General features: G+C 73.6%; 10 protein-coding genes. 5 read left to right on the plus strand and 5 right to left on the minus strand.

Annotated features, from left to right (window positions below):
* Positions 1–2 precede the first annotated feature (2 nt).
* Both AC07CM_RS29645 and AC07CM_RS29650 read right to left on the minus strand, forming a co-directional pair.
* A complete protein-coding gene (locus AC07CM_RS29645; RefSeq protein WP_478879512.1) occupies positions 3–800 on the minus strand; it encodes an SURF1 family protein in 798 nt (265 codons plus the stop codon).
* A 43-nt stretch (positions 801–843) separates the two neighbouring features.
* Positions 844–1,623, minus strand: coding sequence for a class I SAM-dependent methyltransferase (locus tag AC07CM_RS29650; protein WP_478879551.1), 780 nt, complete (start codon positions 1,621–1,623; stop codon positions 844–846).
* Positions 1,624–1,799: 176 nt separating this feature from the next.
* Here AC07CM_RS29650 and AC07CM_RS29655 point away from each other — a divergent pair, with 176 nt between their 5' ends.
* Positions 1,800–3,608, plus strand: coding sequence for a S9 family peptidase (locus tag AC07CM_RS29655; RefSeq protein ID WP_478879513.1), 1,809 nt, complete (start codon positions 1,800–1,802; stop codon positions 3,606–3,608).
* A 156-nt stretch (positions 3,609–3,764) separates the two neighbouring features.
* On the opposite strand, the gene AC07CM_RS29660 is transcribed toward AC07CM_RS29655, so the two are convergent.
* Positions 3,765–5,618: an NAD-binding protein gene (locus AC07CM_RS29660; RefSeq protein ID WP_478879552.1), complete on the minus strand. Its 1,854-nt coding sequence runs from the start codon at positions 5,616–5,618 to the stop codon at positions 3,765–3,767.
* A gap of 164 nt (positions 5,619–5,782) precedes the next feature.
* Between AC07CM_RS29660 and AC07CM_RS29665 the strand changes: the two genes are divergently transcribed.
* Together AC07CM_RS29665 and AC07CM_RS29670 are read left to right on the plus strand one after the other, a co-directional pair.
* Positions 5,783–6,862, plus strand: a complete 1,080-nt coding sequence (locus tag AC07CM_RS29665; protein WP_478879514.1) for a permease — start codon at positions 5,783–5,785, stop codon at positions 6,860–6,862.
* Positions 6,859–7,581 (plus strand): TIGR03943 family putative permease subunit, encoded by a 723-nt coding sequence (locus tag AC07CM_RS29670; RefSeq protein WP_478879515.1) that lies wholly within the window; start codon positions 6,859–6,861, stop codon positions 7,579–7,581. Before AC07CM_RS29665 ends, AC07CM_RS29670 begins: the two co-directional genes overlap by 4 nt.
* A 35-nt stretch (positions 7,582–7,616) precedes the next feature.
* Here the strand turns inward: AC07CM_RS29670 and AC07CM_RS29675 are convergent, their stop codons facing one another.
* A complete protein-coding gene (locus AC07CM_RS29675) occupies positions 7,617–8,465 on the minus strand; it encodes an SCO2400 family protein (protein ID WP_478879516.1) in 849 nt (282 codons plus the stop codon).
* Between the two features lie 282 nt (positions 8,466–8,747).
* Between AC07CM_RS29675 and AC07CM_RS29680 the strand changes: the two genes are divergently transcribed.
* Positions 8,748–9,221, plus strand: a complete 474-nt coding sequence (locus AC07CM_RS29680) for a carboxymuconolactone decarboxylase family protein (protein ID WP_478879517.1) — start codon at positions 8,748–8,750, stop codon at positions 9,219–9,221.
* Between the two features lie 346 nt (positions 9,222–9,567).
* The gene (locus AC07CM_RS29685) at positions 9,568–11,958 is read left to right on the plus strand and encodes an ATP-binding cassette domain-containing protein (RefSeq protein WP_478879518.1); all 2,391 of its coding nucleotides are present in this window, start codon (positions 9,568–9,570) and stop codon (positions 11,956–11,958) included.
* A 226-nt stretch (positions 11,959–12,184) separates the two neighbouring features.
* On the opposite strand, the gene AC07CM_RS29690 is transcribed toward AC07CM_RS29685, so the two are convergent.
* Positions 12,185–13,009 carry a hypothetical protein gene (locus tag AC07CM_RS29690; protein ID WP_478879519.1) on the minus strand — a complete coding sequence of 275 codons (825 nt, stop codon included), beginning with the start codon at positions 13,007–13,009 and terminating at the stop codon, positions 12,185–12,187.
* Between the last annotated feature and the right edge of the window lie 54 nt (positions 13,010–13,063).

Genomic DNA, 13,063 nt, shown 5'->3' on the forward strand with positions numbered 1-13,063 from the left:
GCTCAGACGGCGCTCGGAGCGGAGGCGTCGTCCCGCTCCTGCTCCGGCACCAGGCCGAGCGCCGCGTCCCGCTGGAACTCCGCCTCGCGGCGCAGCAGCCGGAACCACATGAAGACCACGAAGCCCGCGAAGACGAACCACTCCCCGGTGTAGCCGAGGTTCTGGAACGCCTTCAGGTCGAGACCGGTGCCGTCCGGCGCGGTCGCGGGCACCGCCTTCATCCCGGCGTCGGCCCGGTCGAGGGTGACCCAGGCGTCGTACAGCTTGTACGGCACCAGGTTCACGAGCGTCGCCGAGCTGATCGCCCCGGTCTGCCCTGCGGGCAGCCCGCCCTGGCTGCCGACCCCGTTGTCCCCGGGGGTCTCGGAGGCCTGCAGCGCACCGGTGACGGTGACCTCGCCGGCGGGCGGCGCGGGCGCCTTCGCCGGGTCCGCCTTGCCGGGCAGCCAGCCCCGCACCACGGGCAGGGCCCGGCCGGAGTCGGTGCGCAGCAGCGTCAGCACGTAGAAGCCACGTCTGCCGTCCAGGTCCCGGCCCGGCACCAGGAGCTGCCTGCCGTACCGGCCGCTCGCCGTCACCCGCAGGCCCGAGGTGCTCTTGTCCACGGGCAGCATCTCGGCCAGCGGCCGCGGCCGCTCCTGGTGGTCGGAGGCGGCCTGCTCGGTCGCGGCGCGGTGTTCCTGCACCCGCCCCTCGAACCGGCTCAGCTGCCACGACCCCATGAAAATGCAGAACGGGATGGCGAGCAGAACGAAGACGTTGATGCCCCACCAGCGGGGTGTCAGCAGAAACCGGTACACGCCCTCAACGGTACGGCTCCGCTCCCAAAGGCTCGGCCCGGGGTCAGTCCTTCGCGGCCCGCAGCGAGTAGACGAGCGGGATGCGCGGGTGGTCCGCCGGGAAGCGGTGGTAGCCGTCGCGCAGCTCGAAGTTCTCGAAGCGCCGGAAGACCGAGACGTCGTGCTCGTGCAGGAACTCCAGGCGCAGCCCCGTCGCGGCGAGCGCGGAGACCACGTCCCCGAGGGTGTGCTGCCACTCGACGCTGCGGTTGTGGACGGTGGCGGCGCCCTGGTCGGCGTAGGTGCCGGGGACGTCGTACACCTGGGCGTCCCGGGTGAAGTAGTCGCGCACGATCCGCGAGCCGGTCTCGTCGTCCAGGGACTCGGTGAGCGGGTGGAACTCGGCGAGGTAGAGGAAGCCGCCGGGGACGACCAGGGAGGCCGCGGTCTCGGCCCAGCGCCGGATGTCCGGCAGCCAGCACAGGGCGCCGAGGCCGGTGTAGACGATGTCGTACGACGGCTCGGGTACGGCATCGGCCGCGTCGTACACGTCACCGGTGACGAAGTCCGCACGTGCCGGCCCGTACCCGAGGGAGGCGGCCAGGCCGCGGGCCGCCTCGACGGCCGGTGCCGAGAAGTCGAGGCCGACGACGCGGGCGGCGCCGCGGTGCGCCCAGGAGAGGGTGTCGAGCCCGATGTGGCACTGCAGGTGCAGCAGCGACTTCCCGGTGACGTCCCCGACCTCGTCCGTCTCGAAGTCGCGCAGGACGTCCCGGCGGGCCCGGAAGCCGTCGAGGTCGTAGAACTCGCTCGCGACGTGGAAGGGAACGCGCTCGTCCCACATGGCCCGGTTGTCCTCGCGCCAGCCCTCGGGGAGGGCGGCCGGGGGAGCGGCCGGGGTGCTCGGGGTGGCCGTGTGTGCGGACTCGGTGGTCATGGTCGGGAAGTTATCCACAGGCTGGGGGCACCTGCCAGCGAATTGTCGGTCGGGCCAGGCACTATGGGCGCATGACTGGGGCCATGAGTGAGAGCAGGACGCCGGACACACCGGACACGCCGGACTGGGAGAGGCGCTTCCGGGCGCCGCGGGTGTCGCTGCCCGACTGGGCGGAGGACGCACCGGACCGCTCCCTGTTCGTGTCGAACGCGACGGGCACGTACGAGCTGTACGCCTGGGACCGGGCGACGGGCGAGCAGCGGCAGGCGACGCGCCGGCCGAACGGCACGACGGACGGAGTGCTCTCTCCGGACGGCGCTTGGATCTGGTGGTTCGACGACAAGGACGGCGACGAGTTCGGCGTCTGGCGCCGCCAGCCCTTCGGGGGCGGCCGGGACGAGCCGGCCGTGCCCGGCCTCGACCCGTCCTACCCGGCCGGCCTGGCCCTGGCCCGCGACGGCCGTACGGCGGTGGTCGGCCGCTCGACCGACGACGCGGGCACCACGATCCACCTTGCGCGCGAGGGCGACGACCCGGTCGTGATCTACCGGCACCGCGAGTCGGCGGGCGTCGGCGACCTCTCGCACGACGGCTCCCTGATCGCGATCGAGCACACCGAGCACGGCGACGCCATGCACGCGGCGCTGCGCGTGCTGCGCCCGGACGGTACGACGGTCACCGAGCTGGACGACACCAAGGGCGGCACCGAGGAACTGGGCCTCGAGGTGCTGGGCTTCGCCCCGGTCGACGGCGACACCCGCCTGCTCATCGGCCACCAGCGCCGCGGCCGCTGGGAGCCCCTGGTGTGGGACGTGGCGACCGGCGACGAGACGGACCTCTCCCTCGACCTGCCCGGCGACGTCAGCGCCGAGTGGTATCCGGACGGCAGCGGCCTGCTCATCGCCCACAGTCACGAGGCACGCAGCGAGCTGTTCCGGTACGACCTGGCCTCGGGCGGGCTGACCCGCATCCCCACCCCGACCGGCTCGGTCTCCGGGGCCACCGCCCGCCCCGACGGCAGCGTGGAGTACCTGTGGTCGTCGGCCGCCGAGCCGCCCGCGGTCCGCTCCACCGTCGGCGGGGCCGTGCTGGACCCGCCCGGCATGAAGTGCCCGCCCTCAGTGCCCGTCGAGGACGCCTGGGTGGAGGGTCCCGGCGGCCGCATCCACGCCCTCGTCCAGAAGCCCGCCGGCGCCACCGGCCCGCTGCCCACGGTGTTCGACCTGCACGGCGGCCCGACCTGGCACGACAGCGACTCCTTCGCCGCGGGCCCGGCCGCCTGGGTGGACCAGGGCTACGCGGTGATCCGCATCAACTACCGCGGCTCCACGGGGTACGGCCGGGCCTGGACGGACGCCCTGAAGCACCGGGTGGGCCTGATCGAGCTGGAGGACGTGGCGGCGGTCCGCGAGTGGGCGGTCTCCTCCGGCCTCTCGGACCCCGCCCGCCTGGTCCTCACCGGCGGCTCCTGGGGCGGCTACCTGACCCTCCTCGGCGTCGGCACCCAGCCGGACGCGTGGGCGGTGGGCATCGCGGTCGTCCCGGTCGCGGACTACGTCACCGCGTACCACGACGAGATGGAGGCCCTGAAGGCGATGGACCGCACCCTGCTGGGCGGCACCCCGGAGGAGGTCCCGGACCGCTTCGAGGCGTCCTCACCGCTGACCTACGTCGACCAGGTCAAGACCCCCGTCTACATCTCGGCGGGCGTCAACGACCCCCGCTGCCCGATCCGCCAGATCGACAACTACGTCAAGCGCCTGGAGGCCCGCGGCGCCACCCACGAGGTGTACCGCTACGACGCCGGCCACGGCTCCCTGGTGGTGGACGAACGAATCAAGCAGGTGGCCCTGGAACTGGACTTCGCGAGACGACACCTGACGGCCCTGTAGGCCCCGCCCCGCCCAGCTCCACCGACTGTCCGAGCCGGGCGGCACCCGCCCGGCCGCGCGGTCCCATCCACCCGGGCCCGGGCGTCGCGCTTTCGGCCGACCGGAACGGATGGGCGGGTGGGACAGCGGGACCCCCGGGGGCGGAGCCCCCTGGGGTCAGCGGAGGTCTGCCAGGCCTCTGCGGGTCGCGGCGACCACCACCCGGTCCCCCTTGCTCAACACGTGATCCCCGGGCACCGAAGCCCGCCCCTCCAAAGCCAGCACCCGCCACGCCCCGGCCCGGAACGCCTCCCCCACGGTCCGCCCCTCCAACTCCGGGTGCCCGGCCACCTCGACCGAGGCGAACAGCAACACCCGCCGCTCCACAGGAATCGCCCCCAGCACCTGCCGCCCCAGCATCGCCCCCGCGAACGCCGGCGCGGCAAGGTGCGACACACTCCGGCTTCGCGTCGACGCCTGCGGATGAGCGGCCCGCAGCGTCCGGTACACCGCCGTGGCGAAGTCGTCGTCGTACAGCCGTAGTACCACCCGCAGATCCGGCCGCACGGACCGCGCGTACAGCACGGCCTCCAGATTCGTCGTGTCCGCGCTGGTCACCGCGAGCAGCGCATGCGCCCGATGGATCTTCGCGGCCTCCAGCACCCCCTCCTGCGTCACATCCCCCAGCACCACCGGCACCCGAAGCCGCCGCGCGGCCGCCAGCCCCCGCGCCTCCGGATCGGACTCCACACACACCACGGGAACGCCCAGCTCCCGCAGCCGGGTCAGCACCCTCGTACCGATCTTCCCGAGCCCGAGCAGCACCACGTGCCCGCCCAGACCGCGCGGCGGCTTCCGCAGCGCGGAGGCCGTCCGGAAGGTGCCCAGCGCCTCGAGCACCGCCGCCAGCAGCACCGGTAGCAACAGCAACCCGACCAGTCCGGAGAGGAGTTGAAGGATCTGCCGCCCGAGCGGCGCCCCGATCGCCGGATCGTCGATCGCGAACAGGTCCAGCAACGTCAGATAGAAGGCCCCCAGCGGATGGATCCCGGTGACCACCCACAGCGCCACGGCGAGCCCGACGACACACCCCACCAGGCCGGCCAGCGACCACCGCAGCCGCCGCGAGAAGAGGGAGGCGAGCGGCGGTACTCCTCCCACCCCGCGCCCGACCGTCGCCGACGCCGGCCCACCGGACGCGGCCGACACCTGTTCCAGCACAACGGCGGCCCGCCCGGCCGCGCGCCGTACCTCGTCGTCGTCCGGCAGCAGCCGGGGCTCCTGCTCCGCGCCGCCCCCGGACCCGTCCGCCCCGCCGGGATCCGGTCCGGCCGCGGACAGCAGGGCCAGAGTGCACAGCCCCCCGGCGACCTGCCCGTCCGCGGACGGCGGCCGTTCCACGGCCCGCAGCAGCAGACTGTCGGTCTGTACGACCTTGGTGGTGCCGGCGACGGCGGCCGCGGCCAGAGCGGGCGCGGCGGTGTCGGCGTCGGACAGCACGGTCGTGGACGCCTCCGGACCGCCCTCCGCCCCCTCGCCGGAGGCCAACGTGGCCGCCTGGTCGAGTAGTTCCTCGATGTGCTGGCCCAACCTCCGGTTGTAAAGGCGCAGTACGAGCCGAAGGCGCGGGTTGAGCCGGCGGGCGGTCAGCGCCGCCCGGATGTTGGTCTCGTCGTCGTCATGGACGAGCGCGAGGGCGGCGGCCCGCTCCACTCCGGCCTCGGCGAGCACGGCCTCGGTGAGGTCGGCGGCCTCCAACACCCGCTCACTGTCGGCCCGGTTGCCGCTGCCTCCGTTACCGCCCCCGGTCGTCCCGCTGCCGCCGTTGCCGGCATTGCCCCCGCCCCGTCCGACGGCGGCGTTGACCATGCGGTCGAGCAGCGCGGCCGAGGCGGCCCGGGCCCGCCCGACCACCGGGGGCCGTGCGGTGTGCCCGTCCGGCGGCACCACGAGGGTGACCTGCTCGCCGTGGACTCCGCGCAACTCGGCCGCCAGCCGGTGCGCGAGCCCGTCGTCACCGCACACCACCATGTGCGCCGGTGCGTTGCCGGCCCCACCCTGATACGGAACGCTCGCCACGAGGGAAAAGACTGCACCAAGGAGACGGGTGGTTCCAGCAACGATGTGAACGTCGTCCCCAGCATTCGCGTACAGATGGGGAGGGAGAGGGAGCACACAGCCGGAGGTACCCACCCGTGGCCATCACCGAAGACGCCCTGCCCGGCGCGGCCGAGCGGGACCCGGCGCGCGCGTCCGGCGTACCCACGGGCGAAGACCCCGGCGAAGGACCAGGGCAGGCCCGCGGCGAGCGGCCCGGCCAGGAGGGCCGGAATCTCAGCTCCCCGCTGGTCCTCACCATGATCCTGCTGCTGGCGGTGCTCGCCCAGTCCCGGATCCGCGGGGCGCTCGGCACTCCGCTGATGCAGAGCTGGATGACGGTGTTCGTGGCCGTGACGGTCCAGGCGCTGCCCTTCCTCGTCCTCGGAGTCCTCCTCTCCGCGGTGATCGCGGTCTTCGTACCCCCCTCGTTCTTCGCCCGCGCCCTCCCGAGCCGTCCCGCCCTGGCCGTACCGGTGGCCGGGGTCGCGGGCGCGGTGCTGCCGGGCTGCGAATGCGCCTCGGTCCCGGTGGCGGGGGCGCTGGTGCGCAGGGGCGTGACCCCGGCGGCGGCCCTGGCCTTCCTGCTCTCCGCGCCCGCGATCAACCCGATCGTCCTGACCGCCACGGCCGTGGCCTTCCCCCGAGATCCCAGGATGGTGCTGGCCCGGTTCCTCGCCAGCCTGCTCGTGGCCTGCGCGATGGGCTGGCTGTGGCAGCGGCTGGGCCGCACGGACTGGCTGCGGCCGCCGGCCCACGGCGCGCACGAGGGCGCGACCAGGGGCGAGACGTTCTGGAACTCGGTCCGGCACGACACCGTGCACGCGGGCGGTTTCCTGGTCCTGGGCGCGATGGCCGCGGCCACGCTGAAGGCGGCGACCCCGGCGACCTGGCTGCGCACCGCGGCCGGCAGCCCCCTCGTCTCCGTCCTCGCCCTCGCCGTGCTCGCCGTACTGCTGTCCATCTGCTCGGAGGCGGACGCGTTCGTCGCGGCCTCCCTCACCCAGTTCTCCCTGACGGCCAAGTTGGTGTTCCTGGTGGTGGGACCGATGATCGACCTCAAGCTCTTCGCGATGCAGGCGGGCACCTTCGGCCGCGGCTTCGCGCTCCGCTTCGCCCCCGCCACCTTCGCGCTGGCCGTCGTGGGCGCGGTCCTGACCGGGACGGTGCTGCTGTGAACCGCCAGGCCCAGGCGGCGGTCATGTTCCTGCTCGGCGCGGCGCTGCTGCACGCGGGCGCCACCGACCTGTACCTGCGCTACGTCAAGGCGGGTCTGCGGCCGCTGCTGCTGGCGTCGGGCGCGGTCCTGATCGCGGCGGCCCTGGCGACGGCGTGGTACGAGCGCAAGCGGGCCAGGGCGGCCCGGCGTGCCGAAGACGCCCACACGCACCCCGAGCCGCGGATCTCCTGGCTCCTGGTGCTCCCGCTGCTCTCCCTCATCCTCATCGCCCCGCCCGCCCTGGGGTCCTACAGCGCCCTGCGCACCGGGACGGCCCTGCAAAAGCCGTACGGCTACGGGAAGTTGTCCTCGGCCGACCCGGTACCGCTCAGTGTGGTCGACTACGCGTCCCGCGCGGCCTACGACCACGGGCGCTCCCTGCACGGCCGCCCCGTCCGCGTCACCGGTTTCCTCGCCCTGGACCGCGCCGGGGCGCCCTATCTGGTCCGCATGGCCCTCAACTGCTGTGCGGCGGACGCCCAGCCGGTGAAGATCGCCCTGACCGGCAAGCTGCCCCCGGTCCTGCAACCGGACGCCTGGCTGGAGGTCACGGGCACCTACCGTGCGGGCCTGACCCACGACCCGGTCAACAACGGCCCGATCCCGTACCTGAAGGTCACGTCGGCCCGGCCCGTGCCGACCCCGCACGACCCGTACGACGAGACCTGGAACAACTGAGGCACGACTGAGGCACGACTGAGGCGGGCGCCCCGTCAGCCCAGGCAGACCACGAGCAGGCAGAGGTGGGACGGCGAGGTGGCCGCGGGGGCGGGGTTCGTCTGCGGCGTTCCGGAGTTCGTTCCGCCGCCGGTCGAGGGTGTGGAAGCGGGCGCGCTCGGCTGCTGCGCCGTCGTTCCGGTGCCGGCACCCGTTCCGGTGCCGCCGGTGGTGCCGCTGCCGGTCGTGCCGCCGGAGGCAGGGGCGGCGGTCTGCTGCCGTGCCGCCGGAGGCTGAGCGGGCACGGGCACGGCCGCGGCGTCCGGGTGGGCGTCCGGTGCGACGGTCCGGGACGCGGCGGCGAGGGTCTGCCGGTGCGGCACGGTCGCGGCCGGCCGGGCGTGGGCAGGGTGCGTGGTGCGCGGCGCCCGATGCGCGCCGGGCGGTGTCGACTCCGGCCGCGCCTCGTCGGTGGTCTGCTCCTCCGCGACGCCCATGCCGCGGTTGTCCGGGGCCGCGGCCGCCTGGGCCCGGTCGGCGGACTGCCGGTCGAGCGAGGCGAGGGTGAGGCCGCCGCCGACGAGTGCGACGGCGGTCGCGACCGCGGCCCGGCGCTTGTTCTTCTTCCAGCGGGCCAACTGGCGGCGCCGGGCCGCCCGTCCCTGCGGTGCGGGCGGCGGGCCGTCCAGGTCGGCCGACGGGTGGGAGTCCGGAGCCACGTCCGGACCGGCCGGCGTCGACTCGTTCCGGAGATCCCTGTCGAACCAGAAGGCGCTGTCGTCCCGCGCCGCCGACACACGGGTCGTGGCGGTCGCGGGGGGAGCGATGTCCGGGGCGTAGGCGCCGCAGCCGGGGCACACCAGGGCGCCGTTCAGATGCCGACGGCATGAGGAGCAGTAGTCCATTTGCGTCTTTCCGAGTCGACTGCGCCTGCGGCCTCGGCCGGGGCCTGGCCACGTTCGCACGTGGGATCGAGCGGCCAGCAACGCTAACGAGGCTTTCGGAAGACTGTGTGCTTCCCCTGTGGGGCTCCTGCGCACATTCTCTGCGGATTCACGCGCACCCCGGTCGCATGTGACGGGCGCCACACACACGCCTGTCACATCGCGCCGATCCGTTCCGTCATCCAGGTGTAGCCCACACCGGCGGCATGACCGACGGCCCGATCGACGGCACAGGAGTGCACGATGGACGCTCGTTTGAACCTCTTCGGCAGCCAGGTCGCAGGCAAGTTCCTGCGGTACATCAACTCGGCCGGCAAGGCGGTCGCGGACTCGGCGCTGCCCCCGGCGACACAGGAACTGGTGAAGATCCGCGCCAGCCAGATCAACGGCTGCGGCTTCTGCACCGACATGCACACCAAGGACGCCGCGCACGCCGGGGAGACCTCCACCCGCCTCAACCTGATCGCCGCCTGGCGCGAGGCCAAGGTCTTCACGGACGCCGAGCGCGCCGCCCTGGAGCTGACCGAACAGGGCACCCGCATCGCGGACGCGACCGGAGGCGTCACGGACGAGGCCTGGGCGAACGCCGCCAAGCACTACGACGAGGAGCAGCTCGCCGCCCTGGTCTCCCTCATCGCCCTGATCAACGCCTACAACCGCATGAACGTCATCGTCCAGCAGCCGGCCGGCGACTACCAGCCCGGCCAGTTCGGGTGACGACGGAAGACCGCCGGGCTCCCCGAGCACTTCCCGGAGCGGCCCGGCCGGCCTCCGTCGCGCTTCTGGTCCTCGCGGCGAAGCGGTGACGGTCCCTGCGCGCCCCACACGGGCGCCGGCGGCCCGGGAGACACCCGGTCCCGCCGGCTCGCGCGGCCGTGACGCCGCTCGCCCCCGCTCCCGGGCGCCCCAAAGCTCGTACGACATCGACCTCCGCGAGGCCGGTCCGGCCGGGCCCGGCCCGATCGATCAGGAATCGAGAAGCATTGTCTCCGGGCGGGGGGCTAGCGTGAGCCGCGCGACGCCGATGGAGGCCGCGGAAGCGGCCCTCACAGATGGGGACGGGATGAGAATGGCCACGAGCACCGACACGCAGGCGCCCGCGCCGCACGCTGCCGACAGCCACGATCTGATCCGGGTGCACGGCGCGCGCGAGAACAACCTCAAGGACGTCAGCGTCGAGATCCCCAAGCGCCGCCTGACGGTGTTCACCGGCGTCTCCGGCTCGGGCAAGAGCTCGCTCGTGTTCAACACGATCGCAGCGGAGTCGCAGCGGCTGATCAACGAGACGTACAGCGCCTTCGTGCAGGGCTTCATGCCGACCCTGGCGCGGCCCGAGGTCGACGTCCTCGACGGGCTGACCACCGTGATCACCGTCGACCAGCAGCGGATGGGCGCCGACCCCCGCTCCACGGTCGGCACCGCCACCGACGTCAGCGCGATGCTGCGGATCCTCTTCAGCCGGCTCGGCAAGCCGCACATCGGCTCGCCCAAGGCGTTCTCCTTCAACGTCGCCTCGATCAGCGGAGCCGGCGCGGTCACCGTGCAGCGCGCGGGACAGACCGTGAAGGAGCGCCGCAGCTTCAGCATCACCGGCGGCATGTGCCCGCGCTGCGAAGGCCGGGGCTCGGTCACCGACCTCGACCTCACCCAGCTCTACGACGACTCCAGGTCGCTCGCCGAGGGCGCGATCACCGTCCCCGGCTACAAGGGGGGCGGCTGGAACTCCCGGCTCTACATCGAGTCGGGCTTCTTCGACCCGGACAAGCCGATCCGCGCGTACACCAAGAAGGAACTGCACGACTTCCTCCACCGCGAGCCGACCAGGATGAAGATCGCGGGCATCAACATGACCTACGAGGGACTGATCCCGCGGATCCAGAAATCGATGCTCGCCAAGGACCGGGAGGGGATGCAGCCGCACATCAGGGAGTTCGTGGACCGTGCGGTCACCTTCACCACCTGCCCCGACTGCGACGGCACCCGGCTCAACGAAGGGGCCCGGTCCTCGAAGATCCAGGGGATCAGCATCGCGGACGCCTGCGCGATGCAGATCAGCGACCTGGCCGCCTGGGTGCGCGGCCTCGACGAGCCGTCGGTGGCACCGCTGCTGACGGCGCTGGGGGAGACCCTCGACTCGTTCGTGGAGATCGGCCTCGGCTACCTCTCGCTCGACCGGCCGGCGGGCACGCTCTCGGGCGGCGAGGCACAGCGCACCAAGATGATCCGCCACCTCGGCTCCTCGCTCACCGACGTCACCTACGTCTTCGACGAGCCCACCACGGGCCTGCACCCGCATGACATCCAGCGGATGAACGACCTGCTGCTGCGGCTGCGGGACAAGGGCAACACGGTGCTCGTCGTGGAGCACAAGCCGGAGGTCATCGCGATCGCCGACCACGTCGTCGACCTCGGCCCCGGCGCCGGTACGGCGGGCGGCACCGTCTGCTTCGAGGGCACCGTCGAGGGGCTGCGCACGGGCGGCACCCTCACCGGCCGCCACTTCGACGACCGTGCGGCCCTCAAGGAGTCGGTGCGCAAGCCCACCGGCACCCTGGAGATCCGCGGCGCGACGACGCACAACCTGCGCGCGGTCGACGTCGACGTCCCGCTCGGCGTGCTGACCGTCGTCACCGGCGTCGCCGGATCCGGCAAGAGCTCGCTCGTGCACGGTTCGATCCCCGCCGGCGCGGGCGTGGTGTCGATCGACCAGACCGCGATCCGCGGCTCCCGGCGCAGCAACCCGGCGACGTACACCGGACTGCTCGACCCGATCCGCAAGGCGTTCGCCAAGGCCAACGGCGTGAAGCCGGCACTGTTCAGCGCCAACTCCGAGGGCGCCTGCCCGACCTGCAACGGCGCCGGTGTCGTCTACACCGACCTGGCGATGATGGCCGGTGTCGCCACGACCTGCGAGGAGTGCGAGGGCAAGCGGTTCGAGGCATCGGTCCTCGACCACCACCTCGGCGGCCGTGACATCAGCGAGGTGCTCGCGATGTCGGTGACCGAGGCCGACGAGTTCTTCGGCGCCGGCGAGGCGCACACCCCGGCGGCCCACCGGATCCTGCGGCGGCTGGTCGACGTCGGGCTCGGCTACCTCACCATCGGGCAGCCGCTCACCACCCTGTCCGGCGGCGAGCGGCAGCGCCTCAAGCTGGCCACGCACATGGCCGACAAGGGCGGGGTCTACGTCCTGGACGAGCCGACCGCCGGCCTCCACCTCGCCGACGTCGAGCAACTGCTCGGCCTGCTCGACCGGCTCGTCGACTCCGGCAAGTCGGTCATCGTCGTCGAGCACCACCAGGCGGTCATGGCACACGCCGACTGGATCATCGACCTGGGCCCCGGCGCCGGCCACGACGGCGGCCGCATCGTCTTCGAGGGCACCCCCGCCGACCTGGTCGCCGCGCGCTCCACCCTCACGGGGGAGCACCTCGCGACGTACGTGGACGCCTGAGGGGGCGCCCCGGGCAGGGGCCGCCTGCGGGGGGCGTGGTGTGGGTGGGGGTGGCGTGGGTCCGAACGCGGACGTACATGGGGACCCGACGGGGGCGTCCCGGGCCGGGGACCGTGGCCCGGGTGGACGTGAGCGGGGCTCCCCACGCCATGCGGGTCACCTGCCCCGACCGGGTACCGCCCTGGTGCGGCGCGGGTCCGGACGGCGAACGGCCGGCCGGTGGGCGCTACCTGTGCTTGCTCCCGCCGCCCTTGTCGCCGCCGGTCCCGCCGCTTCCGCCCGCGTTGTCCGTGCCACCGGCGGTGTTGCCGGAACCGCCCTTGGAGGAGCCGCCGCTGCTCCCGGTCGTGCCGTTGCCGCCGCCCGTGCTCGCGGCGCCCTGGGCGGGTTTGCCGGCGTTGCCCGGCCTGCTCGGGGTGGCCGTGGCCCGCGCCCGCTGCTCGGAGCAGTACGCGGCGACCTTGTCCGTGCCGCCGGCGGCCGCGACGAGCCGCTTCCAGGCCGTCGCGTCGAGTGCCTTGCCGCGGTCCTCGACCTGCTCGTAGGCGCGGCAGTGGGCCGCGATGTCCTTGGCGGCGCCCCGGCCGTGTGCCGGTCCGAGCCCGCCGGCGGACGCCGAGGCGGTCTCGCCGCCGGGCCGCTGCGGGCCGCTCGCCGGCGGATGCGCGGTGGGCCGCCCAGCAGCGGGACCGTCCGCCGACGAACCGGCCGAACCGATGGCCGCGACCGCGACGCCCCCCAGGGTGAGGCCGGCGAACACCACGCCGAACGTCGTGGTCACCGGGCGCCCGGGGGCACGCCGCTCCGTCGGCAGCCGCCAGTCGTCCCGGCGCCGGGTGCGCGCCCGGTGCGCGCCCGTGTCGCGGGCGGTCCGGAAGGCGGCCACGGCCCGCCGCTCGGCCTCGCCGTCGAGATCGCCCGCGCGGATGACGGCGGCCAGCACGCCCTCCAGCTCGGCGGCGACCCGTACGTCCGCGGGGCCGGACACGGCGCCGCCAGGATGCGCGCGCCGACGGCCCGCGGCTCCGCCGTCGCTCAGTCGCTCATCCATGTCCGCTTCCGTTCCTGTCCGACCTGTCCGAGCTATCTGGCCTGTCTGCCCTGT

It is taken from the genome of Streptomyces sp. NPDC044061 (assembly GCF_056434305.1).